The organism is Blautia sp. AF17-9LB, assembly GCF_003479185.1.
Lineage (GTDB): Bacteria > Bacillota > Clostridia > Lachnospirales > Lachnospiraceae > Fusicatenibacter > Fusicatenibacter saccharivorans.
This window is the reverse complement of the sequence record NZ_QUGU01000015.1, coordinates 71,295-98,023: the sequence shown is the minus strand read 5'-3', so window position 1 is coordinate 98,023 and position 26,729 is coordinate 71,295. Positions and strand designations below refer to the sequence as shown.

General features: G+C 48.0%; 21 protein-coding genes. 6 read left to right on the top strand and 15 right to left on the bottom strand.

Annotated elements, in window-relative coordinates:
• Positions 1 to 12: 12 nt before the first annotated feature.
• From DWX00_RS15230 to nagA, 7 genes are all read right to left on the bottom strand, one after another.
• Positions 13 to 627, bottom strand: a complete 615-nt coding sequence (locus DWX00_RS15230; protein WP_147398268.1) for a hypothetical protein — start codon at positions 625 to 627, stop codon at positions 13 to 15.
• A 118-nt stretch (positions 628 to 745) separates the two neighbouring features.
• Entirely contained in the window at positions 746 to 1,393 is a 648-nt protein-coding gene (locus DWX00_RS15225; RefSeq protein ID WP_055220951.1) for a helix-turn-helix domain-containing protein, read from the bottom strand.
• Positions 1,374 to 2,051: a DUF3990 domain-containing protein gene (locus DWX00_RS15220; RefSeq protein ID WP_082426280.1), complete on the bottom strand. Its 678-nt coding sequence runs from the start codon at positions 2,049 to 2,051 to the stop codon at positions 1,374 to 1,376. Before DWX00_RS15220 ends, DWX00_RS15225 begins: the two co-directional genes overlap by 20 nt.
• A gap of 208 nt (positions 2,052 to 2,259) precedes the next feature.
• Positions 2,260 to 3,018 carry a hypothetical protein gene (locus tag DWX00_RS15215; RefSeq protein WP_118595657.1) on the bottom strand — a complete coding sequence of 253 codons (759 nt, stop codon included), beginning with the start codon at positions 3,016 to 3,018 and terminating at the stop codon, positions 2,260 to 2,262.
• Between the two features lie 191 nt (positions 3,019 to 3,209).
• Positions 3,210 to 5,192: a methionine--tRNA ligase gene (metG, locus tag DWX00_RS15210; protein ID WP_118595656.1), complete on the bottom strand. Its 1,983-nt coding sequence runs from the start codon at positions 5,190 to 5,192 to the stop codon at positions 3,210 to 3,212.
• A 462-nt stretch (positions 5,193 to 5,654) separates the two neighbouring features.
• A complete protein-coding gene (nagB, locus tag DWX00_RS15205) occupies positions 5,655 to 6,395 on the bottom strand; it encodes a glucosamine-6-phosphate deaminase (RefSeq protein ID WP_022462921.1) in 741 nt (246 codons plus the stop codon).
• A gap of 34 nt (positions 6,396 to 6,429) precedes the next feature.
• Positions 6,430 to 7,539, bottom strand: a complete 1,110-nt coding sequence (gene nagA / locus DWX00_RS15200) for an N-acetylglucosamine-6-phosphate deacetylase (protein WP_055220960.1) — start codon at positions 7,537 to 7,539, stop codon at positions 6,430 to 6,432.
• Between the two features lie 242 nt (positions 7,540 to 7,781).
• Here nagA and DWX00_RS15195 point away from each other — a divergent pair, with 242 nt between their 5' ends.
• The 4 genes from DWX00_RS15195 to DWX00_RS15180 are packed head-to-tail and all read left to right on the top strand — an operon-like array spanning position 7,782 to position 10,812.
• The gene (locus DWX00_RS15195; RefSeq protein WP_022462919.1) at positions 7,782 to 8,597 is read left to right on the top strand and encodes a MurR/RpiR family transcriptional regulator; all 816 of its coding nucleotides are present in this window, start codon (positions 7,782 to 7,784) and stop codon (positions 8,595 to 8,597) included.
• Entirely contained in the window at positions 8,563 to 9,027 is a 465-nt protein-coding gene (locus tag DWX00_RS15190) for a DUF2752 domain-containing protein (protein WP_118595655.1), read from the top strand. Before DWX00_RS15195 ends, DWX00_RS15190 begins: the two co-directional genes overlap by 35 nt.
• A gap of 15 nt (positions 9,028 to 9,042) precedes the next feature.
• Positions 9,043 to 9,441, top strand: coding sequence for a DUF4234 domain-containing protein (locus DWX00_RS15185; RefSeq protein WP_022462917.1), 399 nt, complete (start codon positions 9,043 to 9,045; stop codon positions 9,439 to 9,441).
• 18 nt (positions 9,442 to 9,459) lie between these two features.
• Entirely contained in the window at positions 9,460 to 10,812 is a 1,353-nt protein-coding gene (locus DWX00_RS15180) for an MATE family efflux transporter (RefSeq protein ID WP_118595654.1), read from the top strand.
• 179 nt (positions 10,813 to 10,991) lie between these two features.
• Here the strand turns inward: DWX00_RS15180 and DWX00_RS15175 are convergent, their stop codons facing one another.
• The 3 genes from DWX00_RS15175 to DWX00_RS15165 all read right to left on the bottom strand — a co-directional run bounded on the left by DWX00_RS15175 (position 10,992) and on the right by DWX00_RS15165 (position 12,780).
• On the bottom strand, positions 10,992 to 11,525 hold the full coding sequence (locus DWX00_RS15175) for a cob(I)yrinic acid a,c-diamide adenosyltransferase (RefSeq protein WP_022462915.1): 534 nt from the start codon (positions 11,523 to 11,525) through the stop codon (positions 10,992 to 10,994).
• A 140-nt stretch (positions 11,526 to 11,665) separates the two neighbouring features.
• Positions 11,666 to 12,211: an NADH peroxidase gene (locus DWX00_RS15170; RefSeq protein ID WP_022462914.1), complete on the bottom strand. Its 546-nt coding sequence runs from the start codon at positions 12,209 to 12,211 to the stop codon at positions 11,666 to 11,668.
• Positions 12,212 to 12,381: 170 nt separating this feature from the next.
• On the bottom strand, positions 12,382 to 12,780 hold the full coding sequence (locus tag DWX00_RS15165; protein WP_022462913.1) for a Fur family transcriptional regulator: 399 nt from the start codon (positions 12,778 to 12,780) through the stop codon (positions 12,382 to 12,384).
• 513 nt (positions 12,781 to 13,293) lie between these two features.
• Between DWX00_RS15165 and DWX00_RS15160 the strand changes: the two genes are divergently transcribed.
• Positions 13,294 to 14,445: an ROK family transcriptional regulator gene (locus tag DWX00_RS15160; protein WP_022462912.1), complete on the top strand. Its 1,152-nt coding sequence runs from the start codon at positions 13,294 to 13,296 to the stop codon at positions 14,443 to 14,445.
• Positions 14,446 to 14,870: 425 nt separating this feature from the next.
• On the opposite strand, the gene rsmA is transcribed toward DWX00_RS15160, so the two are convergent.
• From rsmA to ileS, 4 genes are all read right to left on the bottom strand, one after another.
• Positions 14,871 to 15,743 carry a 16S rRNA (adenine(1518)-N(6)/adenine(1519)-N(6))-dimethyltransferase RsmA gene (gene rsmA / locus DWX00_RS15155; RefSeq protein WP_022461748.1) on the bottom strand — a complete coding sequence of 291 codons (873 nt, stop codon included), beginning with the start codon at positions 15,741 to 15,743 and terminating at the stop codon, positions 14,871 to 14,873.
• Positions 15,744 to 15,758: 15 nt separating this feature from the next.
• A complete protein-coding gene (locus DWX00_RS15150) occupies positions 15,759 to 18,653 on the bottom strand; it encodes a hypothetical protein (RefSeq protein WP_118595653.1) in 2,895 nt (964 codons plus the stop codon).
• 207 nt (positions 18,654 to 18,860) lie between these two features.
• Positions 18,861 to 21,323, bottom strand: a complete 2,463-nt coding sequence (locus DWX00_RS15145; RefSeq protein ID WP_118595652.1) for a glycogen/starch/alpha-glucan phosphorylase — start codon at positions 21,321 to 21,323, stop codon at positions 18,861 to 18,863.
• 107 nt (positions 21,324 to 21,430) lie between these two features.
• Positions 21,431 to 24,550: an isoleucine--tRNA ligase gene (ileS, locus tag DWX00_RS15140; protein WP_118595651.1), complete on the bottom strand. Its 3,120-nt coding sequence runs from the start codon at positions 24,548 to 24,550 to the stop codon at positions 21,431 to 21,433.
• Positions 24,551 to 25,037: 487 nt separating this feature from the next.
• Here ileS and DWX00_RS15135 point away from each other — a divergent pair, with 487 nt between their 5' ends.
• Positions 25,038 to 26,174 carry a glycerate kinase family protein gene (locus DWX00_RS15135; RefSeq protein ID WP_118595650.1) on the top strand — a complete coding sequence of 379 codons (1,137 nt, stop codon included), beginning with the start codon at positions 25,038 to 25,040 and terminating at the stop codon, positions 26,172 to 26,174.
• 107 nt (positions 26,175 to 26,281) lie between these two features.
• Here DWX00_RS15135 and DWX00_RS15130 read toward each other — a convergent pair whose 3' ends face one another.
• On the bottom strand, positions 26,282 to 26,728 hold the full coding sequence (locus DWX00_RS15130; RefSeq protein WP_118595660.1) for a GNAT family N-acetyltransferase: 447 nt from the start codon (positions 26,726 to 26,728) through the stop codon (positions 26,282 to 26,284).
• Position 26,729 lies beyond the last annotated feature (1 nt).

The window sequence follows — 26,729 nt, the reverse complement described above, 5'->3', positions numbered from 1 at the left end:
TGTTCGGGACTTTCACCCGTTAGAGCGCGCCCATGGCGCGCAAACTAAAATATGGAATTGCCCTAAATCAAGGCAATTCCATGCATTATAATTTATCTTTAGTATGGAACCCTCCCATTCTTTACCCATAGCAAAGTAAAGCATCGGTGCATGCAGCAGCAGGCTGTCATATCCCATCAACGACATCGTTTCTGTCAATGCTTTGACCTCATCAGATGTTATGAGCGGAAGCCGCAGCGCCATCAGCCCAAAACAGAGCGAATATCCCAAAAACACAGCCAGAAAGCCGTCGAAAGCCGTCATTAACACATGGGAAAAACTATAAACGCTGCTATGTACCCGCGGTAAAATACAGTTGATATAATTTTTCTGCACATCCTCCCAGTAACTGAGCGCGAACGGCAATACGACAAGAATTGTATTCGTCACCAGAAACGCACTTACACCGCCGCGCGCATTCACCAGATAATAAACCGAGCAGTTTCCTCCTGATCCTGCTGCTTCAGGGTAAATGCTCAGGAAGGTAAGTACGGCAATAAAGGCAATTGTGAGATAAAATTTCCACGATTTTATCATTCTACTGAAATCGGAATGCAGCATTCGAAAAAAGACCATTTTTTTGTTCACCCCCGTCTCGTATGAATGTTTCATGATACCATTTTTATATTTTCATGATAGCGTAAACGCCTGAAATAGTTTATGACGTTTTCTGAAACTTTGAACAAAAAACTTTTTATTCATTTTATCAAGTTGGAACTTTCTCCACCAGATCTTCTACCGTACATACTAATGCCCGCGCAATCTTCAACAAGGTCTCTGTCTGCGCCTTGTTAATATCCTTTCTTCGCTGTTCATACTGCTGAATGGTCCGAACCGAAACACCTGCCTGCTGTGCCAGTTCACTCTGACTTAGATTTGCAAAAGTACGCAATTCTTTCAAGTTTGTCTCCGGTTTTGCTTCACGATATAATTCATTCATTTTATCTACAAACTGACGAACATCCATTTCATGATATGGCGTGTAGAGCATTCGCACTTCAGTTACAGGAATAGCCTGGTTTATTTCCGCAAAAGACAAACTGGTACTCCACTGATAATAGGCCAACGCCCAGCCTGTCCAATATTCAGGGCTGCGATCGTAAGAATAAGAGGGGGCTTGTTCCGGCTTTGGTTCCCCTGCTTCCTGTAATACTTCATATGCAATTTCAACTCCCGACATTCCCGCTACCACAGAACAGTCACCTCGTTCAAACCGTGACGCTGTATTACTCATACAAAACCACTGCCATACAGTTTCCAACGGCCGTTTTAAATCATTGACCATATAATCCAGCATGCAGGCAAGATTTTTTTGTGCAACAGAAAGATATAATTTATCGTAAGCGTGGATCATCTGGTTTCATCTCCTCATCTAAAATTGTGGTGATATATAAATCACCCCGCTGACGGCGGTTTCGTTCCAGATCAAAATATTGCCGACGCGCCATATGATCACGGGATGCTTTCCTCTTATACCATTCCTGCACACTTGCAATCTCATACCCTGTAAATTCCAAACGTTCAAATGCTCTTCTGCTTTTTAAAACAAACTGCTGTCCCAGTTTTCCCAGACGCATTGCATTACTCAACTGACGGTAAGAAATTGCACCATTAATAAAATCCGCTGCAAAAGAAAAATAGCTGTCGTCAGCACGATATCCAATGATAATATCTGCCTTTTCATAATCAAGATGAAAATTTTGTAGCAAATATTCTTTTGCTTCTGCCGCCAACGGTGTGGATGCATCAAATTCTCGATTTTCCAACAAAATCGTAAGCCAATGGAGCATTGTATAGTCGCGCATATTCAAATTGAGAACTTTCAATCCATCACATTCAATCTCATATCTATTTGCGTAACCATTTTTATCCGCACTGACACCCCATTCTTTGGCCATATTTTGGTTTTCTGTACAGTAAAATCCAACACCATAATCATTATAAATTTTTCCATAACCATATTTCGGCCGTTCAATAATATGATCCGAACCATGATAAACTGTTTTTTTCATTTTACCACCTCTGCTTCAAATTATACTCCTAAAGGCGTATAAAAACAACAAATAGAAAAATTCGGATTCAGAAAATACGTTTGAAAGAACTTTTGACATTTTTACAAAAGCGTGATGCTATGATGTCGAAAAAGAGCTCTGCCGACAGACGGTCAGCCTGTTTACTAATTATGTCAAAAATGGTCGCCTAGTTTGCAGACAGGGGTGGCTATTTTTGCGTCTTACCCTTATTTTTTCTCCACCATACGCTTCCTACAACAACTCCTCCCGCCAGCACAAAAATTATTTGTTTTCTCGAAAGCCTCCATCCGAATAACTCAACTCTTACTTCCTTCGGCTGATACGAATACCCCATCAAAATTCTGTTATCATCCCCCGTCCCCACCGACGCATGGCAGTATGTGGTTCCCATGAATTTCATCGCAGATCTCGGTGTTCCCAGCTGGCTCCCGGAATAGCTGGCGCCATTTAGCTGTTGATTGTTTGCAATAAGATTCCCACTGACTTCCCAGTCGCTCATTGTTCTGTCCTTATACCATAAGGTTCCGCCAAATTCATACGGTCTTATCGCCTCTCCCAACAAAAACGAAAAGCTGTCGTTTCCACAGGGTTTTTTGTTCTCTGCAAATTCATAGGTCGGATAAATATAAATCGTCGAACCAATTTGAAAGGCTGATGCATAGAACTCAATCCATTCGAAATCTTCCTCTCTTCCATTCATCGCCTGTTTTCCTACATCGATTTTCATATACTCAAATTTTCCATCCCCATTTTTTAAATCATCGACGATAAACTGCTTCACATGCTCATCCAGCTTTTGTATCTCATTCTCTGGCATCCCTGTTTCCTGCAAATAAGCATCGTAATCAGAAGGAACCTTTTCCTCTGCCTTCACATAAGATACCCCCGCATACAATGACAGTCCGCAACAAAGTAAAACCAGAAATAACGTCCGCATTTTTCTCATACAACGCTCCTCCTTCCTGTTGTCATATTCGATAAACCCGTTCAAATATTCTCTCTTTATCATTATATTATCATAAGATTCAGAATCTTTATATGACGTTTTCCTTAACTTTTTAAAACGCAAAAAATCCCTCCCCACACATCACGCATGGAAAGGGATTTCTCTATTTACTCTATTTTTCTTTTAATCCATCAGCAGATCTCCGCCCCTGCCGGCATTGCTTTTTCCGGGGTCATGAGGCATACGTTGCCTTCGGCGTCTTCTGCGCAGAGGAGCATTCCTTCAGACATCATGCCTGCCAGTTTGGCCGGTTTCAGGTTGGTCAGGACCATAACCTTCATTCCGATGGTATCTTCCGGTTTGTAATATGCTTTGATTCCGGAGACGATCTGTCTTGTCTGGCTTCCGACTTTGACCTGGAAGCAGAGGAGTTTTTTCGATTTCTTCACCGGTTCGCAGGAGATGATCTCACCTACCTGGAACTGCATTTTTCCAAAGTCTTCGAACGTAATCTCTTCTTTTGGCTCTACATCTACAACAGCTTCTTCGGCTTTTTCCTCTTCTTCTTTTGCGGCAGCCATAGCAGCTTTCTGTTTTGCCTGGATCACTTCTACTTTTTCCATCACTTCTTTGACGTCGAGTCTCTGGAACAGGATCTGCGGCTGATCGGTTACCTGATTGCCCGATGTATACAGTCCGAACTGATCCAGCTCTTCGTAGCTGCGTTTCTCTGCATTCAACTGAGCCAGGATCTTCTCGGTGGTCTCCGGCATGAAAGACTCGAGCAGGCATGCGCCGATGGTGATGCTCTCTACCAGGTTGTACAGAACCTCTTCCAGACGATCTTTCTTTGCCTCGTCTTTTGCCAGTGCCCACGGCATCGTCTCGTCAATGTATTTGTTGCAGCGTTTGAACAGACCAAAGATTTCGGTCATCGCATCTGCCACACGCAGCTCTTTCATCTTTGCAGCAACTTTTGCTTTTGTTGCGGTAACGACTGCTTTCAGATCATCATCCACCTCTTCTGCTGCGCCGGTCTTTGTCACAACGCCGCCGAAGTATTTGTTGCTCATGGAGATGGTACGGTTTACCAGGTTTCCAAGAGTATTGGCAAGGTCGGAATTCATACGCTCAACCAGCAGCTCCCAGGTAATGACACCGTCGTTCTCAAACGGCATCTCGTGCAGAACGAAGTAGCGGACAGCGTCTACGCCGAACAGGTCTACCAGATCGTCTGCGTAAATCACGTTTCCTTTGGATTTACTCATCTTGCCGTCGCCCTGCAGCAGCCACGGATGACCAAATACCTGTTTCGGCAGCGGCAGATCAAGTGCCATCAGGAAGATCGGCCAGTAAATGGTATGGAAACGGATGATGTCTTTTCCGATCAGATGCAGGTCTGCCGGCCACAGCTTGTTGAACTGCTCGGAACTGTTTCCGTCACAGTCATAACCGATTCCAGTGATGTAGTTGGTCAGTGCGTCCAGCCATACATAGGTAACGTGCTTCGGGTCGAAGGATACCGGGATTCCCCAGGTGAAGGAGGTTCTGGATACACAGAGATCCTGCAGTCCCGGAAGAAGGAAGTTGTTCATCATCTCGTTCTTTCTGGAAACCGGCTGGATGAATTCCGGATGAGTGTTGATATAATCGATCAGTCTCGGTGCATATTTGCTCATCTTGAAGAAATATGCTTCTTCTTTTGCCGGCGTAACCGGGCGTCCGCAATCCGGGCATTTTCCGTCTACGAGCTGGGACTCGGTGAAGAAGGATTCACACGGTGTACAGTAAAGACCTTCGTAATATCCTTTGTAGATATCTCCCTGATCGTACAGTTTTTTGAAGATTTTCTGTACCTGTGCCTCGTGATCGGCGTCGGTGGTACGGATGAATTTGTCGTAGGACGTATTCATCAGATCCCAGATTCTCTTGATCTCGGTGGATACGTTGTCTACGAATTCTTTTGGCGTGATACCTGCCTCTTCTGCTTTCAGCTCGATCTTCTGGCCATGCTCATCGGTTCCGGTCTGGAAGAATACATCGTAGCCCTGCTGACGTTTGAAGCGGGCGATGCTGTCCGCGAGTACGATCTCGTAGGTGTTTCCGATGTGCGGCTTGCCGGATGTGTAGGCAATCGCCGTGGTGATATAATATTTTGGTCTGATTTTTTCCATTGCTTTCATTTCTCCTTTCAAATAAAAAAACTGCCTTATTCCGCTCTCTTGTAGTCGGAAGAAGACAGGTTTGTTTACCCGTGATACCACTTCTTTTCGTCCCTGCCTCACGGCAGAAACCTCTGCAGGTACATGTGCTATACCTCTCCGCTGTAACAGGCGGAACCTGTCGCAGCCTTACCGTTTCAGATTGTTGTTCTCACGGTTCGGTGCGCCTCTCGGAAGCCATGTTCGATCTGCCGCTCCTTCTCCCCTCTCAGCCTGCAAAACCGGAATAGTTTTCGGGGGTGTTCTCTGTAAATTCGCACATGCAGATGTACTCTCTTCGTCACTGTGTTTTGTTTTTATGCACTGGTTTTATGCTAACACATTTACATCAATTTGTAAACCGCAAAAAAGCCCGCCGTACGGGGATTTTTTCATATTCTCCCCATTCGGCGGACCTTTCATTCATCGTAACAATTATCTGTGGTTTGCTTTGATCACAGACATTGCTGCTTCATCTGCTACAACTGTCAGATCGTTGTGAAGCTGCAGGATGGAAGCCGGAACCTGCGGAGTAACCGGTCCGTACAGAACTTTGTCGAGGATCTCTGCTTTTCCTTCGCCGCTGACGATCAGCAGAACTTTTCTCGCCTGCATGATGTTCTTGATTCCCATGGTGTATGCCTGGGTCGGAACATCCTCTACTTTTTCAAAGAAACGTTTATTTGCCTGAATGGTGCTCTCGGTCAGGTCAACGCAGTGTGTCTCTTTCTCGAATGCTGCGCCCGGCTCGTTGAATCCGATGTGGCCGTTGTTTCCAAGTCCAAGAAGCTGCAGGTCAATGCCGCCGACGCTGCGGATGATTTCGTTGTATGCTGCACATGCTTTTTCGCTGTCCGGCTCCAGTCCGTTCGGAACGAAGGTGCGCTCTTTGTTGATGTTGACATGATTGAACAGGTTGGTGTTCATGAAGTAACGATAGCTCTGATCATTCTCCGGAGAGAGTCCTTTGTACTCGTCCAGGTTTACGCTGGTGACATTTGCGAAATCAAGGTCGCCTTTGTTGTACCACTCAACGAGCTGTTTGTAAGCGCCGACCGGGGTAGATCCGGTTGCAAGGCCGAGCACTGCGTGTGGTTTCATGATCACCTGCGCGGAGATGATGTTTGCTGCTTTTCTGCTCATATCATTGTAATCTTTTGCTTCAATTAATACCATTTGTTTTTCCTCCAAATTTCTTCTATATAATAAATTACATAATAACCTGTTTCAGGTTCAGTTCGTCGTCCACCAGAAGTACATGCGCTTTTTTGCCCGGTGCAATGGATCCTACTTCATCGTAGATACCGATGCTCTGTGCCGGATTTCTTGTTGCCGCAAAAATGGCATCTGCCAGCGGAATATCAAACGAAACTGCTTTTCTCATGCAGTCATACAGGTTCGTTGCAGAGCCCGCGATGGTCTCACCGTCGGTCAGGGTTGCTTTTCCGTCTTTCATCCAGACAGCCTGTCCCCCGAGGGAATACGTTCCGTTCGGCATTCCCGTTGCCATCATGGAATCGCTGATGAGAACCATGCGCTCACTTCCCATCATGGAGAAGGTCGCGCGGACAACCGCACCGTGAATGTGATAGCCGTCACAGATCAGCTCCATGCGGCACTCCGGATCGTCGAATGCGGCGCCGATGACACCAGGGTTACGGTGTGCGAACGGCGGCATGGCGTTGTACAGATGGGTGACATGGTGTGCTCCTGCTTTCATGGCAGCCAGCGCGGTGTCATAATCTGCTGTTGTATGGCCGATGGAAACCATGACTTCATCGGAAACCTCTTTGATAAATTCCAGTGAGCCAGGCATATTCGGGGCTAGGGTTACGAGACGGATTTTTCCGCCGCTCGCCGCATTGCATGCGCGGAAGAACTCAGCGTTCGGAGCCACGATGTTCTCCTCTGCCTGTGCGCCTTTTTTGATCGGATCGATGAACGGTCCTTCCATGTTGACGCCGGCGATCACTTCTGCTTCCGGCTCATCTTTGATTGCTTCGATGGTTCCGAAGATTTTCAGCAGATCGTCTTTTGGCAGTGTCATGGATGTCGGGCAGTAAGAGGTAATGCCGTGCGCTTTCTCGTAGCGCAGGATCTCTTTTAAACCTTCCACGTCTCCGTCTGAAAAATCATGTCCGGCAGCGCCGTGGCTGTGTACGTCAACCAGTCCCGGCAGAACCATCATGCCTTTCGCATCGATCACTTCCTGATCGATCACTTCTTCTTTTGTGGAAACGAAACGTTTTCCTTCTATATAAAGATCTTTTTCCGCAAACGTTCCGTCTTCCTGAAATACACGTCCGTTTTTGATAATCATTGTCTTGCCTTCTTTCTTTGATCTGTTCTGATTATAATTTATGTTGATTTTATTTTCAACTATTTTTATATTTTAGAAATTACTTTCACGTCATTAAAGTTCTTTCCATTTTTCCGCCCGCTTTCCCGTACAATTCACACACAATTGAAAGTTGATTCACCACTCTGCCTGTGATACAATAAAGCAAGAACTGATCTGAATTTCTTTCAGATATTTACAGATACCAGGAGGACTTACGTTCCATGGAACACTTTGAAAAATCAATTATTCCTGTCATTGAGTCTGTCTATCCCTCGTTCACTCCCCTGGAACGGACGGTAGCAGATTTTTTTATTCATAATACCGACGAGTCGGATCTGTCCGCGCGCCACGTTTCGGAACTGCTCTATGTTTCGGAGGCTTCGCTCTCCCGCTTTGCGAAAAAATGCGGCTACACGGGCTACCGCGAATTTGTCTACCGTTACCAGGAAGGTCTAAACGCCGCACTGCCTGGCACGGACGATCACATCAAACAGGTGCTGAATACGTATCAGGAGCTGCTGAATAAAAGCTACTCGCTCGCCGACCGCGCGCAGATTGACCGCATCTGCCATATTCTCACTTCGAAGCGTCGGGTGTATGTCTACGGTCTTGGAAGCTCCGGACTTTCCGCCCAGGAAATGAAGCTGCGTTTTATGCTTGCGGGCGTGGATATTGAAGCAATTACCGACATTCACATCATGAAAATGAATGCCGTTCTGCTCAATGAGAGCTGCGCTGCAATCGGCATTACCGTCAGCGGACAGACACCGGAGGTGCTGCGTGCGCTCGGAGCCGCGAAGGAAAAGGGAGCCTCTACCATTCTCTTTACTTCCCGCAGCTCCAGCGATTACGATGCCTTCTGCGATGAAGTCCTGCTGCTTGCGGTCAAAGAGCATCTGAAAAACGGCGGCGCAATCTCTCCGCAGTTCCCGATTCTCGTTATGATCGACGTTCTGTACTCGCATTTTCTCACGACCGACAGCGAGCGCAAGGAGGCTTTATATGAATACGCCGTCACCAAACTCCATGAAACGTGATCCCGGCCGCGGCAGCGCGTATCTTTCTTTTCTGAAGAAACGTTGCCGTGATTTCTTTTTCTTCTGCCTGCTCCTCGGCGTTTACGTCGCCTTCATCACCCTCACAGGCATCGGCTGTCCGATCCGGTTTTCCACCGGCATTTCCTGCCCGGGCTGCGGAATGAGCCGCGCGGTACTGCTTCTGCTCTCGGGTCATTTTCGGGCGGCATTTCGGATGCATCCGCTCGTCTATGCCGTACTGCCCGCAGGGATATGGCTCTTCTTCGGGCCGGAACAGACGGCGGGACTTCGGCGTTTTAAAAAGGGGATCATCACGGTGATTGTCGTGCTGCTTCTCGCCGTTTATGCCTGGCGCATTTATTACCACGACCCGCTCCTTTCTATTGACCCCTCTCTCGGGCGCGTGCTACAATGGTTCTATCTTAATTAAAGGGGGTATTTACAAATGAATGTAAAAGACAACCGCAGTTTCTGGTTCTATCTTCTGCTCACATTTCTGACGTGCGGACTCTACTCGATCTACTTCTGGTATGTTTATGTGGAAGACCTGAACACCATCTTTTACGGTGACGGCGAAGACAGCCCGAACTACATTATTGTGCTGCTTCTGTCCTGGGTTACCTGTGGAATTTACGGCGTTTACTGGCGTTACAAGCAGGCGAACCGCATGTACCGCGAATCCTACGACCGCTACGGTGTGATGATTGAGGAAAACGGTTCCGCCATTCTTCTGTGGACGCTGCTCGGCTACCTGACCGGCGGCATTGGCCAGCTCGTTGCCGACTATTTCATGATCCAGAACCTGAATAAGACGGCACTCGTTTATAATTCACGTGCATATTAAGCAGGGGAGGCGTTTTTTATGGCAACATCTATGGTAAAGGGAAATCCGGTAAAGCTGATGCTCTCGTTTGCCTTTCCGCTTCTCATCGGAAATCTGCTGCAGCAGACGTATAACATCATCGATGCGGCGATTGTCGGCCAGGCACTTGGCCCGGAGGCGCTCGCCAGCGTCGGTGCAAGCAGCAGTGTACAGTTTCTGGTGCTCGGCTTCTGTATGGGAAGCTGCACGGGATTCAGTGTCCCGGTTGCCAAGTATTTCGGCGCCGGAAAGCTTGATAAAATGCGCGATTATATCTTTAATGGTGCTGCACTTGCTGTCCTGATTGCGGCCATTCTGACCACACTCTGCAGTTTACTCTGTGCACCGATTCTGCACCTGCTGTCGGTTCCGTCCGATATCTTCGCGGATGCCTACGCATATCAGCTTGTGATTTTCCTCGGGATTCCGTTTTCGATTCTGTACAATTATCTTTCCAGCATCCTGCGTGCCGTCGGGGACAGCCGCACGCCGTTTCTGTTTCTGGCATTTTCGGCAATCCTGAATATTTTCCTCGATCTGTTCTGTATTATCATTCTGCATCTGGGATGCGCAGGAGCGGCGATTGCGACGATTTCCGCCCAGGCGATCAGCGGACTCTTATGTCTGTTTTTTATTTCCCGTAGGGTAAAGCTCCTGCTTCCGACAAAAGAAAACCGCACTCTGCGAAAGGATGCCGCGCAGGAACTCCTCGCAATGGGCATTCCGACGGGACTGCAGTTTTCGATCACGGCGATCGGCAGTATGGTAATGCAGTCAGCGAATAATGGACTTGGCAGTGTTTATGTTTCGGCGTTCACAGCTGCTATGAAAATCAAACAGTTTATGATGTGCCCGTTTGATGCGATCAGTACCGCGGCTTCCGTTTTCTGCAGTCAGAATCTCGGAGCAGGCCAGGCAAAACGAATCCGTCAGGGACTCCGCCAGGGTGTGCTTGTCGGTGTCGGCTATGGTGCGTTTGCGGGTGTCATCATGATTCTGTTCGGACGGCCGCTGACAAAGCTCTTTATTGTCAGCTCTGCTTTCGAAGCAATCAACGCTTCGGCAAAATATCTGCGCTGCCTCGGATTTTTCTACTGGATGCTTGGTATTTTGAATGTCTGCCGTATGGTAACGCAGGGACTTGGCTACTCGGGAAGAGCCGTTTTCTCCGGCGTAATGGAGATGCTGGCACGAACGATTGTCTGCCTGGGATTTGTCGGTGCGTTTGGCTTCACCGCAATCTGCTTTTCGGATCAGGCTGCGTGGCTCGCCGCCTGCTGCTATATCGCACCGACATGTCTGTACTGCGTGAAGAAATCTACGAAGATGATTGCGGATCGCGGTGCGAAATAATAACGTTATTTTCTGTCTTACAGCGGCTTCCAGATACTTCTCAGGTTATCGCGGCAATCACCAGAAACTTGTTCCATCACAGATTTTGGTTCATTGCCCGCAAAATCAAGAAAAAGATACTGTTCTGCATGGAATCATCTTCCCCGCAAAACAGTATCTTTTTTCTTGTTTTTTCAGCGTTACCGCTCGATTCCATCTCTTGCCGCAAGACCCTTGTCAAACGGATGCTTGATTTTTTTCAGCTCCGAAACATAGTCCGCCCGCTCAATCAGCGCCTCCGATGGTCCCTGCCCTGTCAGAATCACTTCCAGCTTCTCCGGCTTGTGATCCAGAAAATCCAGAAGGAGCTGCTCATCAAACAGTTTGCTTCCAATCGTATAAACCAGCTCGTCCAGAAACAGTACATCGTATTCTTCCTGAACTGCTTTTTCTGTCACTTTCTGAAACTGCTCTTCATAATACCGTTTCTGCTCTGCCTTCTCCTCCGGTGTCATCAGAAACGAAAACTTTATCTTGTCCTGCCCCGGCACAAACGTCACATTCGGCGACAGTAAGAGCACCTTCCGCTCGCTCGTGCTGTTATCTTTCATAAACTGATAAATCAAAACACGGTATCCATACCCTGCCGCACGCGTACAGAGTCCCATACCACAAGTCGTCTTTCCTTTTCCATCCCCACAGTAGATGTGGACACAGCCTGTCTGTTTTTCCATGGTGAAAACCTCGCTTTTTCTTTCTATGTTCATTTGTAAACAACAGGTAATTCGAAACAAGTTCGCAATCCCAAGTAAAAATTGTAAACAACGGAAAAAGGAGGGCAGATTTTATTCCGCCCCCCAAAAAGGTTTCCTGATTATTTACCGAAATATCTAGCCAGCAGACCAGCGAATGCTTTTCCGTGTCTAGCTTCGTCTCTTGCCATCTCATGCACGGTGTCATGGATTGCATCGAGATTCAGGGCTTTGGCACGTTTTGCAAGATCTGTTTTGCCAGCGGTTGCTCCGTTCTCTGCCTCTACACGCATCTGCAGATTTTTCTTGGTGCTGTCGGTTACGACTTCGCCGAGAAGCTCTGCGAATTTTGCTGCGTGCTCTGCTTCTTCGTAAGCTGCTTTTTCATAGTACAGACCTACTTCCGGATATCCCTCGCGGAATGCTACTCTGGACATTGCCAGGTACATACCAACCTCAGAGCACTCGCCCTCGAAATTGGCTCTCAGGTCTTTTTTGATATCTTCCGGAACATCGGATGCTACGCCAACTACGTGCTCTGCTGCCCAGGTCAGATCCTCGCCCTGCTCGATAAATTTCTCTTTCGGTGCTTTACAGATCGGACAGACTTCCGGTGCTTCTGCTCCTTCATAAACATATCCACATACGCTGCATACAAATTTTTTCATAGTCTTTCTTTCCTTTCTTTTTGTTGTGTATTTAATTTTATCATTTCCAATTTTGTGGTTTATAACAGTTTTTTATTTTTAATATTAGTAACTGTTACTGATATTACTTTAACATAAGCTTCCCTTTTTGTCAATGCCTATTTTTAATTTTTTCTTTCTTCCTGGGGATGCTATACGTTCCCCGGGTGATTTTTGCAGTTCTCGCAGATGCCGTAAAAATTCACAGAGTAATCTTCGATCGTACCTCTGAAATTTTCCGCTGCTACGTTCTTGATTTCGCTGATGTCACGCATTGTAAGGTCTGTCACGCAGTGACATTTTCTGCAAATGAAATGGTGATGCGTGGAAGTATCTCCATCGAACCGGTCCGGGCCATCTCCTGTTGTAAGACGCTTGATCTCTCCTAATTCAGAAAGAAGAGACAGGTTCCGGTATACTGTGCCAAGACTGATATTGGGAAATTCTTTCCGTACATCGGTATAGAGCATATCTGCGGTCGGGTGATCCTTTCGCCCCTGAAGGCAGACTTTGATGCTTTCTCTTTGTCTGCTATACTTGAGTGTTGACATAGTTTTTTTCCTTTCGTATCTTTCAATAACAGTAATTGTTATTATATTTATACTATAAGGCTGCTTCTCGCAAAAGTCAAGAAAAAGATCACTACCCTGTCTACACAGATTTCCGTCTGTCCCAAGATCAAAAATTTCCCAAAAACGAGGAGTGCCCAGGAACCTCTCGGCGCCTGGGCTATTATTATGAAAAAATCTTAATTGTGTAGTGATTGCATACACGCTGTTCCTTTGGAACTGAGATAACTATACCAATTAATTATGAACAAATTATGAACGTGCAGTGAATCTTCTGTGAATATGTACATTTTTTAGAATTATTTTATACTTTCTTTGTGTATTTATCACATATTTTATTTCTAATTCTGTCCCTTACTCTCTACTCTGTCTAGAAATCGTTTTTCTCCGTTAATTTTTCTATTCGTATTGCCCATCCCCGATTTTCCCTGTCATTTCTCTCTCATTTATGTTAAGATTGATGTACAGCCAATGCGGCAGAATGGAGGATTTTTTATGAGTACCGGAAATCAGGAATATATACGAGACATGAACCGCGCCCTGGTTCTCGAGGCAATCGCCAACCATCCGCCGCTTTCCCGCGCAGATCTGGCGAAAATGCTGCATCTGACAAAAGCAACCGTATCCACCATCGTCCAGGAACTGCTCGACCGCCAGCTCGTCATAGAACTCGGCAGCGCCGAAAAAACTTCCATGGGTCGAAAACCGATTCTGCTTACTTTTAATAATCGCTGCGGTTCCATCATCGCCGTCGATCTCGGCGTAAAAAAGATCACCATTCTCACCGGAGATCTGAAGGGAAAATCATGTACTGTAAAAGAATACCCGATTGATCCATCCCTCTCCCTGGAGGAATACCTGATTTCCCTCCTCCACAAAACCAAATCCGACCTCCCCAAGACCCCGTGCGGCCTCGTCGGAATCTCCATCGGAATCTACGGCGTCGTCTGCGACGACCTCGTTTTATTCACACCCTACTACGATCTAAAACACTCCAACCTGAAAAACTACCTCGAAGAAGAATTTCAGGTCCCTGTCATCGTAGAAAATGAAGCCAACCTCTCCGTCATCGGCGAAGCCGCCTGCGCAGAGCACTTTAAAAATATGATCTTCCTGAACATCCACGAAGGCGTCGGCATGGGAATCCTCATTGACGGCGAACTCTACACCGGCCAGAACGGCTACGCCGGCGAATTCGGCCACACCATCCTCTTCCCCGATGGCCGGCCCTGCCCCTGCGGCAACCACGGCTGCCTCGAACAGTACATCTCCGAAGCCGCCGTCCTGAACGATTTTGCCGCCGCCGAAGGCTTAGAAAACGTCTCCGTCGAACGCTTCATCCAGTATTACCAGGAAGGCAACCCCAACGCCCGCAAAGTAATGCAGGATTTCACCCACTACATCGGAATCAGCCTGAACACGGTTCTCCACACCTTCAACCCGGACGTCATCGTCATCAACAGCTCCTTCACCAACTACATCCCAGGTCTGATCGACGAAATCACCTCCGGAATCCAGAACCGCCTCCGCTGGTACCTCCACGTCCTCCCGGCTCACCTGCAGGATGTCTCCGTCCTCATGGGCGGAATCAGCCTCTGCTCCCGGAACTTCCTCGGAATTTCCACCTTTAAGCTGCTGGACCTGTAACTCAGAAATAAGTCCCTGTTCAGAGCCCCATCTCGATTCCGCTGCGCTGCATCTTGATGTGGCTTCTCGCCATATGAAATTTCAGAAAAAAGTGCTCATTCATGCAAGCATGATTCGCAATTTGTTCTGAAATTTCGCATGGCTCTGAATAGTCACAATTTGTTCATGATTTTTTTACAACATGAACACGCTTTCAACATAATTTACCCGTATACTAAAAGCATAAATAATGAATGCCAACATTATTTACACAATTTTCTTTTTCATATTGCCGATTAGAAAATCGGCTCTCCTTCCTTTAAAAATAAAAATGAAAGAAAGCACTGTTTCGCCAACGGTGCTTTTTTTCATGCCCTTTTCCCCGCTTTTCCACCGCTGCCATGCGTATCACGCAAGGGCGGACGGGCGACGGCGAGGCGTCCCCTCTATTTACACAATTCATCCGTCAACCGCGCAAACTCCTGTAAATTCAATGCCTCCCCACGAATCGTAAGCGGCCAGCCGCAGGCTGTGATTGCAGCCTCAATCTCCTCTTTCGAAAAATGCAGCAGCTCCGAATTTTTCAGTCCGTTCGCCAGCGTCTTCCGTCTCTGATTAAACGACGCCCGAATAATGGAGAACATCAACTTCTCATCCTTCGTCTCCACCGGCATCACCTCATGACGCGTCAGCCGGATCACCGCACTTCCAACCTTCGGCCGCGGCATAAAACAGTTCGGCGGCACATTCGCCACAATATACGGCTCCGCATAATACTGCACCGCCAGCGACAGCGCCCCGTAATCCTTCGATCCCGGCCCCGTCTGCATCCGGTCCGCAACCTCCTTCTGAACCATAACCGTAATCGAATCCACCGGCACATGATTCTCAAATAATCCCATAATAATCGGCGTCGTAATATAATACGGAAGATTCGCCACAACCTTGATCGGCCGTCCGTTGTTCTTCTCCTTCGCCAGCGCCGCCAGATCCACCTTCAAAACATCATTGTTGATAACCTCAACATTATCATAATCCGACAGCGTATCCTCCAGAATCGGGATCAGATTCTTGTCAATTTCCACCGCACACACACTCCGCGCAGCATACGCAAGATACTGCGTCAGCGTACCGATACCAGGTCCGATTTCCACAACAAAATCGTCCGGTCCGATACCTGCAGCGGCTACAATCTTATCCAGCACATGTGGATCAATCAGAAAATTCTGACCATACTTTTTCTGAAATACAAAGCCGTACTTCTGCAGTACGGCTATTGTATTCTGCGGCTCCCCGAGCCACGGTTTTACTTTCTCCATAAATTCTCCATGTATTTAGAACTCAAAGTCTTTCTCGTAAAGAATCACGCGGTCGTCCGCATCGGTATGCTTTCTGGACATGCGTCTTCCGAATTTACGGGTTCCCTTTTCTGCATGGGCGATGGCACGATCCACCATATCTTTGACCTGTGAAATCGTCATCGGCTCGCCCTCCTTCTGATTGTTGCCAATCTGTGTATACAGAGCAAGCACACCCATCTCGTCCATCTTGTATCCATTCTCACGCGCATACGTGCGGGCAAACGTAACCAGCTCGTCGTTTGTGAAAACAGGAATCGAAATGACCGTCTCAAACTTCTTCGCAAAATCAGGGTTATTCCGCAGAAGACCTCTCATGCTGACCTTCTCATCCTCGATGATCAGAACCAGACTGTCGGTACGGAAATCCATTGCCTGCGACAGCTTCTCGATCGTCTCCGGGTACATCAGACCGGCACGCTCGATCAGGAGGAAACCTCCCGCCAGCTTTGAAACAATCTGCGCACAGTCCTTTTTGTTCAGAACAGATGCATCCAGACGGGCCATCTTCGTTGCCGGAAGTTTTAAGTCAGCACAGATTGCACGGACGAGATCCTCCGACAGCTTCGTTTTTCCAGTACCGTATCCGCCCATAATGGCAATGTTTCCATGACGGGAAGTACGGTCGCCTGCGTAATGATAAACACCATGCATTGCATCCAGAATCTGGATATCCATGCCTGGAACTTTCGCAAAGTAAGTAAACAGCGCTTTCTGCTCATCACTCAGCTTATCCGGCTGGGTGTCGTTCAGGATGCGGAGTCTTGCCTCCTCCGGCGTCTCCTCGCGGAGCACCTCTTCAATCGATTTCGCAACAGTTCCTTCCGGAATGTTGTCGCGGATCAGCTGAACGGTGGCATCCGTTGTTTTTTCGATGCTCATGTTGATCGTCGCATCGGATACGCGCTCACGCTTTGGCTCGGTCGGAACTTCGATTTCGATTTCCTCCGGGGTAATCTCGATCGGCTGGGTTCCTGCCGGCTCAAACGGATCGGCTGGCTCAGTCTCGGCCGGGGTTTCCGGCTCTGTTTCGCTTTCCGGCTCGTCAGCAGGTTCTGCTTCCGCAGTTTCCGGCTCATCCGGCAGTTCGATTTCCGATGCTTTTTCAGCTTCCTGCACTTCTGCGTTCAGCGCTGCCTGAAGCTCACTAAAATCGATGGTCGGCCGTGTCTCCTCTGCCGGTTTCAGATCCGCGATGACAACCGTTGCATCCATGGACGGTGTCTCCGCCGGTTCTACGGTTTCCTCAATTTCGGCTTCCGCCTGAGCCTTCTCGGCTGCTTCTGTTTCAGCTTCCACTGCTGGTTCTGTAACTTCTGCTTCTTCGATTTCAGCCTCGGCTGCCGGTTCTATAATCTCTTCGATCTCAGCTTCATCCATCGGCTCTGTAGCTTCTTCGGTTTCAGCCTCATCCGCCGGTTCTGTGATCTCTTCGGTTTCCGCTTCATCTGCCGGTTCTGCATCTTCTTCCGGCTCAGCTTCCGCCTGCGGCTCCTCAGCCGCTTCCCGTGCCTCTGCCTCGGACTCCGGATCCATCGGCTGCTCTGCGGTTTCGGCTTCTGCTGCCGGTTCCACTGGCTCTTCTGCTTCTTCCTCCGCAACTTCCTCCGACAGGTTTGCTGCGGTCTCCTGGAACAGTGCTTCGAGGTCCGGCTCTTCGTATTTCTTCTCCGGCTTCGGTGCTTTCGGCATTACCGGCTCGGCTTTTTCCTTCGGTTTTGGCTGCGGTCTTGTCTTGATTGTCGTGTTGGCATCCGGGGATACCTCTACGTTTACATCAAGCTGCTCCGGCTCCAGATCTTTTACTTCGTACTGTACCGGCTCTTCGCTTGTCTCTTCCTCGACTGCCGTCTCTTCCTGTTTCTTTCCGCGGAAGGAGAAGACATCGCGGATGCTCTTTGCAAGCTCTGCGTGAAGATCGATCGTATTTCCAAGGTACGTCGGCGTGCTGTCTGCATACGCCTGCTCTTCCGGAATCTCCTCGATCGGCTCCTCTGTCTGCTGCAGTGCTTCGTACTCCTGCACCTGCTCTGCATCTGCCTCGGCCTGCTGTGTTTTCTCATATGCTTCGTACGGCGAACCGGCTTCTTTTTCTTCTTCACCGGCCACATACTGGCTCATCACACCGCCGTTTACCGGTTTTACTTCCGGCGTCTCTGCCGGCTCTTTCGTCGCAGCCATTTCACCGGCTCCGCTCTCTCCGGCTAACCGCACTTCAAGTGCTTCCGGATCCTCGGACGGCTCTTCATTCTTTTTGTAGTCAAAACGATGCTCGTATTTGATCTGCTGGGACGGTGACAGCGGCTCGTACTTCATTTTCAGATCCATTGCCTTTGTTACATATTTGCCCTCGCTGAACCACAGGATCAGCTCATCACAGGCATCGATGCATTTCTGCGTCTCTCCGGCTTTGCTGTAAAGGTTTGCCAGTTCATATGCCCATCTCTCGGTAAATTCCCGCTCTTTGTATTCCTCCAGAAGGGAAATCTGCTCCTCAAGCGGCGCTTTCTGTCCTCTTAAAATCTTGTATTTCAGCAGATACCGGGAATTATCGTGACGTGCGACTGCTTCAAACTCGTTGTAAAAGTCAATCGCCTCATCAAAGTCTTTCATTTTTACGGAGACCTCTACCAGGCGGTACAGAATGCCCTTTCCGATGGAAGAACGGTCATACGCCATCAGCAGAATCTTCTTCGCCTCCGGATATCGTTTGTTCGCCTCATAGACATCCGCTACCATGCCGAGCGTGCGCAGACTCTTGACACGCTGCCAATCAACGGCTTCTACAACTGCAAGTGCCCCCTCATAGTCCTCTTTTTTTACCAGACTGTTCAGCTCTTCCAGCCGGCTTTGATATTCAGCTTTATCCAATCTTTTCACCTCAATACATTTCAGATTGTTTTAGTTCATAGACACGAACAGTGTACCACACTCCCCGTAGAATGTCAAAAGAATGCCTGTTTTGCAGGCATTTTTCGGGATGCAGATCCTTCCAGCGGGCATCAAAAAAAGAACACCCGCCCCTCCGGTTTTTCCCGGAAAAGCAGGTGTCCCCTAACTACTTATATTTGATTCCGATTACTTTCTGACAGTAATCTTGTCCAGATGCCAGATATCATCTACATACTGCTGGATGGTACGGTCGGATGTGAATTTGCCGCTGTGTGCGGTATTCAGGATCGCGCTTCTTGCCCATGCAGAAGTATTTCTGTATTTATCCTCAACACGCTCCTGTGCTGCCGCATAGGACTTGAAGTCTGCCAGGGTAAAGTACATATCCGGGCGCGGAGCATTCTTCGGTGTGAGCAGGGAGTCATACAGATCACGGAACATCATGATGTCGCCGTTTGAGTATCTTCCGCTGATCAGATCCATCACTACGTTGTGGATGTCCTGATCGTGGATGAAGTAGCTCATCGGATCGTAGGTGTAGTTGTTCTCATATTCGATAACCTGATCTGCGGAAAGTCCGAAGATAAAGGCGTTCTCCTTTCCAACTTCCTCAACGATCTCTACGTTTGCACCGTCCATGGTTCCAAGAGTCAGGGCGCCGTTCAGCATGAACTTCATGTTACCGGTACCGGAAGCCTCTTTACTTGCGGTGGAAATCTGCTCGGAAACATCAGCAGCGGCAAAGATCAGCTCTGCGTTGCTGACACGATAATCCTCGATAAATACAACTTTGATCTTTCCTTTGATGGTCGGATCGTTGTTTACGACATCCCCAACGGAATTGATCAGTTTGATGATCGCTTTTGCACGCTCATAGCCTGCGGAAGCTTTCGCTCCAAAGATGAAGGTTCTTGGGTAGAACGGCATATCCGGGTTCTTTTTCAGACGGTCATACAGGTACATAATATGAAGAATGTTCATAAACTGGCGTTTGTACTCATGCAGACGCTTTACCTGAACGTCAAAAATAGAGTTCGGATCTACATCAATGCCGTTATGCTCTTTGATGTATTTTGCCAGGCGAACTTTATTTTTGTATTTAATCTCCATAAATTCCTTCTGTGCCTGTGTATCATCTGCAAGCTCAGCGATCTTTTTGATCTTCGGAAGATCGGTAATCCAGCCATTTCCGGCATACTCAGTTACCCAGTCAGCCAGGAGCGGATTTCCGTGAAGCAGGAAACGACGCTGTGTGATACCGTTCGTCTTATTGTTGAACTTCTCCGGAGTCATCTCGTAGAAGTCTTTTAAGGTCTGTTTTTTCAGGATCTCGGTATGAAGCTTTGCAACACCGTTGACAGAATATCCGCCTACGATAGCCAGGCGAGCCATATGAACCTGTCCGTCGTAGATCACTGCCATCTGGCGGACTTTCTCTTCATCACCCGGGTACTGCTCTCTTACCTGGATCAGGAAGCGGCGGTTGATCTCCTCTACGATCTGATAGATACGCGGAAGAAGTCTGGAGAACAGGTCAACCGGCCATTTCTCAAGTGCCTCTGCCATAATCGTATGGTTGGTGTATGCGCAGGTCTTTGTCGTAATCTCCCATGCCTCATCCCATCCAAGGCCTTCCACATCCATCAGGATTCGCATCAGCTCCGGAACAGCTACGGTTGGGTGGGTATCATTCAGCTGGAAGGTAACCTTCTCATACAGCTTCGTGATATCATCGTGATGTTTTTTATATTTTGCAACTGCTCTCTGTACGCTTGCAGAAATAAAGAAATACTGCTGTTTCAGACGCAGCTCTTTTCCTTCGTAATGGTTATCGTTCGGATACAGAACCTCTACGATGGTTTTTGCAAGGTTTTCCTGCTCAACAGCTTTGTGGTAATCACCCTTGTCGAAGGAATCCAGTGAGAAGTCCTGAATGGCCTCTGCATCCCAGATAGTCAGTGTGTTTACAACGTCGTTGTCATATCCTACGATCGGCATGTCGTAAGGAATTGCATTGACAGACTGGTAATCCTTCTGTACAAAGTTTACGCGTCCGGTAGCTTCATCGTACTCCTGTGCCACATATCCGCCAAATTTTACCTCTTTTGCATACTCCGGGCGTTTCAGCTCAAATGGATAGCCGTTTTTCAGCCAGTTATCCGGTACTTCTACCTGATAACCGTCGCGGATCTGCTGTTTAAACATACCGTATTTGTAACGGATACCGCAGCCGTACGCCGGATATCCAAGGGTAGCCAGAGAATCCAGAAAGCATGCTGCCAGACGGCCAAGACCGCCGTTTCCAAGAGCCGGATCTCTCTCCTGATCCTCCAGAAGGTTCAGGTTCAGTCCCATTTCCTCGAGAGCTTCCTGTACCTGTTTGTATGCAGTCAGGTTGATCAGGTTATTTCCAAGTGCACGGCCCATCAGGAACTCCATGGACATATAGTACAGAATTTTCGGATCCTGTTCGTCCATTGCCTTCTGGGTTTTCAGCCAGTTATCAATAATAACATCTTTTACTGCATAGCAGACTGCCTGGTAAATCTCCTGCTGGGAAGCCTCTTCCAGGTTCTTTCTGTACAGCATTTTTACATTCTCTCTCACACTGTTCTTAAAAGTTTCTTTTTTGAACTCGGCGTTTAACATCTGCGTCCTCCTTAATAGCAGTCTGCGAGCGGAGAGCTTGTTTTTCTCCCCGCTCGCAGGCCAATTTCATATTAATGATCGTCGTGAAAACACATCCAAAAATAATCTTAGATACGTTCTACTGCCATGGTAACCTTTTCAGAGTTGATATTCCACTCCTTCTCATAGCCCTTTGTCTCTCCAGTCACGATATCTTCTGCCAGAACTTCAGATTTAATTTCATCACCATGGTTTTTCATGATGTCTACAATCTTATCGTTGTCTTTTGCGTATACACGGATCTTGTCCATAACCTCAAAGCCTGCCTCTTTACGCATAGTCTGGATTTTGCTTACCAGCTCACGTACGAAGCCTTCTTCGATCAGTTCCGGAGTCAGGTTAGTATCCAGAACAACAGTGATTGTATGGTCGGATTCGGAAACATAGCCTTCCATCTGTGCCATGTCGATCAGCAAATCCTCCTCTAATAATACAATTTCCTGTCCATCGATGTCAAGTTTAAGTTCGCCGGTGCTCTTCAGCTCTGCCATTGCCTTGTTTCCATCGAGCTCGGACAGTACGGTTTTGATCTTGTTCAGGAGTTTTCCGTATTTTGGTCCTACGGTACGCATCTGCGGTTTGAAGCTGTAGCTGATGAAATCTGCGATGTCATCTTTGAATACAACTTCTTTGACATTCAGCTCGTCCTCGATGATCTCTTTGTAGAATTCGGAAAGCTGGAACTCGCTCTTCACGTACATGGTTCCGATCGGCTGACGGTTTTTGATATTGGCAGTATTTCTTGCGGCACGTCCCATAACGACGATCTCCAGCAGGTCTGCCATATCCTCTTCCATCTTCGGATCGATCCAGTTCTCATGTACCTCCGGGAAGTCGCACAGATGGATACTTTCCGGTGCACTTGCATCGATGCTCTTTACGAGGTTCTGATAAATATCCTCTGTCATGAACGGAATCATCGGAGCTGCTGCTTTTGCAACGGTCACCAGTGCGGTGTACAGAGTCATGTAAGCATTGATCTTATCCTGCTCCATGCCTTTTGCCCAGAAACGTTCACGGGAACGGCGTACATACCAGTTACTCATATCGTCCACGAAGGACTGCAGTGCTTTTGCTGCTTCCGGAATCCGGTAATTTGCCAGGTTGTCGTCTACAGCTTTTACAGTGGATTCCAGACGGGACAGCAGCCATTTATCCATAACAGCCAGCTTGTCATACTCCAGACTGTATTTTGTTGCATCGAAGTTGTCGATGTTTGCATACAGAACAAAGAACGCGTAGGTGTTCCACAGGGTTCCCATGAACTTTCTCTGTCCTTCCACTACCGTCTTGCCTGCGAAACGGCTCGGCAGCCACGGAGCGCTGCTGGTGTAGAAGTACCAGCGGATCGCATCGGCACCGTAGGTCTGCAGTGCGTCAAACGGATCTACCGCATTTCCTTTGGATTTACTCATCTTCTGTCCGTTCTCATCCTGTACCAGACCAAGAACGATAACGTTTTCGTATGGTGCTTTGTTGAACAGCAGAGTGGAAATTGCAAGCAGGGAGTAGAACCATCCACGTGTCTGGTCTACAGCCTCGGAAATAAACTGTGCCGGGAACTGTTTCTCGAAGGTTTCTTTGTTCTCGAATGGATAGTGATGCTGTGCGAACGGCATGGATCCGGAATCGAACCAGCAGTCGATAACCTCCGGTACACGGTGCATCTCTTTACCGCATTTCGGGCACTTAATGGTCACTGCGTCGATGTATGGGCGGTGAAGCTCAATGTCATCCGGGCAGTTGTCGGCTTTTTCTTTCAGCTCTTCGATGCTGCCGATGCAGTCCTGATGGCCGCATTCACACTGCCATACCGGAAGCGGAGTTCCCCAGTAACGGTTTCTGGAAAGTCCCCAGTCCTGAACGTTTTCCAGCCAGTCGCCGAAGCGTCCTTTTCCGATGCTCTCCGGAATCCAGTTGATGGTGTTGTTGTTGCGGATCAGATCCTCTTTTACTGCAGTCATGCGGATGAACCAGGTCTCACGTGCGTAGTAGATCAGCGGAGTATCACATCTCCAGCAGTGTGGGTAGCTGTGCTCAAACAGCGGCGCATCAAACAGAAGATCCTTGTCCTCGAGTGCCTGCAGAACGGCCATATCTGCTTTCTTGCAGAAGGTGCCTGCCCACGGAGTTTCCTCTGTCATCTCACCTTTTTCGTTTACTAACTGTACAAATGGAAGATCGTATCTGTGACCAACTTTGGAGTCGTCCTCACCAAATGCAGGGGCGATATGAACAACACCGGTACCATCGGTCAGTGTTACGTAGGTATCGCAGACTACATAGTATGCTTTTTTGTTTCCGATTCTCTTCTCAGCGTACGGGAACAGCGGCTCGTACTCTTTGAACTCGAGATCTTTGCCCTGATAATGCTCCAGAACCTCGGCGCCTTCTCCAAGAACGGTATCTACCAGAGCGGCTGCCATATAATAGGTATATCCTTTGCTTGTTACTTTTACGTAATCCTCATCCGGGTTGACGCAGAGTGCAACGTTGGACGGAAGGGTCCACGGTGTGGTGGTCCATGCCAGGATGTAAGCGTCCTCGCCTTTTACTTTAAAGCGGACAACGGCTGAACGTTCTTTGACATCTTTGTATCCCTGCGCTACTTCGTGGGAAGAAAGCGGGGTACCGCAGCGCGGGCAGTAAGGAACGATTTTGTGTCCTTCGTACAGAAGACCTTTCTTCCAGATCTCTTTTAATGCCCACCACTCGGACTCGATGTAATCGTTATGATACGTAACGTATGGGTTTTTCATATCAGCCCAGAAGCCAACGGTATGGGAGAAGTCTTCCCACATTCCCTCGTATTTCCATACGCTCTCTTTACACTGCTCGATGAATGGCTCTACGCCGTATTTTTCGATCTGATCTTTTCCGTCCAGACCGAGTTTTTTCTCAACTTCCAGCTCTACCGGCAGTCCGTGGGTATCCCAGCCTGCTTTTCTCGGTACCTGATAACCCTTCATGGTACGGTATCTCGGGATCATATCCTTGATAACACGGGTCTCTACGTGGCCGATGTGCGGTTTTCCGTTTGCGGTCGGCGGTCCGTCATAGAACACGTAGGACGGATTTCCTTCACGCACTTTCATACTTTTTTCGAAGATCTGATTGTCTTCCCAGAACTTCTCAACCTGTTTTTCTCTCTCGACAAAGTTCATGTCGGTTGAAACTTTCTTGTACATGCTTGTACCTCCTGAAACTTAGGTTTCTCGTTTGATTTGCTCGCGTAAAATAAGAAAAAGCTCCCGCCCTGTAATAGGACGAAAGCTGTACTTATCGTAACCACCTGTTACATACTATCATATGCATTTCCTGTAACGGGGAACAACCGGCAACTTCTTACCACTGCTCTCCGGTTTTCTATATTTTATGCGCCGGGTACGCAGATTCAGAACTGCAACTTGGAAGTGATGTTCACCTGCCGCTACTTGTACCGGACTCCCACCATCCCCGGCTCGCTTTCCACAGACCGTTCACGCGCAGACTACTGTCTTCGTCATCGTTTTTCATGCCTTATTATAACTAGGGGCTGTAAGCGTTGTCAAGAGTGGAAAGCATATTTTATCGGTTCTTTTCCGCGATTTTACGGGATTTTCGGGGGTGTGCGTTGCTATTTGGACATGGGGATGGTAAAATCATGGTATCTTATAAGGAAACGGAAGTGAAAGTTTGAAGGTTGCAATTGCAATTGATTCATTTAAAGGAAGTCTCTCATCTCTTCAGGCCGGGAATGCTGCTGCGCAAGGGATTCACAGGGTGGATCCAGATGTTAAAACGGTTGTGCGGACACTGGCGGACGGAGGAGAAGGGACGGTACAGGCCCTGACGGAAGGACTCGGCGGACAGTTTGTGTCCGTTCCTGTGACGGGACCGGCACAAAAGACAGTTTCGTGTACGTATGGCGTAATAGAACAGGCACAGACAGCTGTTATTGAGATGTCCGGTGCAGCTGGAATTACGCTTGTTTCGGATACGGAGCGAAATCCGTTGTATACAACGACATACGGTGTCGGTGAAGTAATCCAGGATGCGGTTCTGCGTGGCTGCCGCCATTTTATTATCGGAATCGGCGGAAGTGCCACGAATGACGGCGGTATTGGTATGCTGCAGGCACTCGGTTTCGGACTGCTCGATGCAGAAGGAAAACAGGTTCCTTTTGGTGCCGTCGGGCTGGAAGCTCTTACCGCGATTACGACAGATCACGTTCTGCCGGAACTTTCGGAATGCACCTTCCGTATTGCCTGTGATGTGACGAATCCGCTCTGCGGTTCCAACGGTTGCAGCGCAGTTTTCGGGCCGCAGAAAGGGGCGGATGCAGACATGATTGCGCGGATGGATTCGGCGCTTGCCTCTTATGCCTCCCTCTGTCAGAAACAGTTTCCAAAAGCTGATCCAGCTGCGCCTGGAACGGGGGCCGCGGGCGGTCTGGGATTTGCTTTTCAGACATTTCTGCCGGCAGTTCTCGAGCCGGGGATTCAGATTGTGCTGGACGAAATCAGACTTCGGGATGATGTGCGCGATGCCGATCTTATCATCACCGGCGAGGGACGGCTCGACGGGCAGACCGTGATGGGAAAAGCGCCGATCGGAGTTGCAAAGCTGGCGAAAGAATACGGCAAACCAGTCATCGCATTCTCCGGCTGTGTCACAAAAGACGCATCCGCATGTAACGCTGCCGGAATTGATGCATTTTTCCCGATTCTGCGAAGCGTCGTTTCACTCGAAGAAGCTATGGATGTGAAAAATGCGGCAGAAAATATGACCGATACGGTAGAACAGGCTTTTCGGCTATTTTTGCTTCAGTAAAGCGGATATTCGCAATCCGCTTCGCTACTTGCTTGAGTCGGTTAAAATACAAGACCGTTTTCTCCTGCTTTAATTTTTGCAGGAAGGACAGAAAACACGTCGTGCTCTCATCGTCTTAATTCCAGCAGATACTCTATCGTATCTGCTTCCAGCTGTTTCGTTCCTGTCCACCGAAATCCGTGGCGGTTGTAAAACGCAATGGCACGCGTATTTTTCTCCAATGCCCATAGATGGTCTGCGTCAAACTTTTCAATTACAAAGGTAATCAGCGCGTGGCCGACCCCGTTGTTCTGCAGACATGGATCTACGTATAGTTTACAGATTTCGGTTCCGTTGATTTCTGTAAAACCTCTTATAATTCCATCATCGTAGACATAGATGCGGTTTAAGATTTCTTCTTTCTTAAAGTACTGGTCGATCATCGGAACTACCTGCATTTCACCGAAGGAATAGGCCTCCTCGTGAAAAATCGGGAAATAATTGATTCGGTTGTTGAATACGAAAATTTCCGCAATTCTGGACAGGTCTTTCGGTTCTGCTTTTCTGATTTTCATA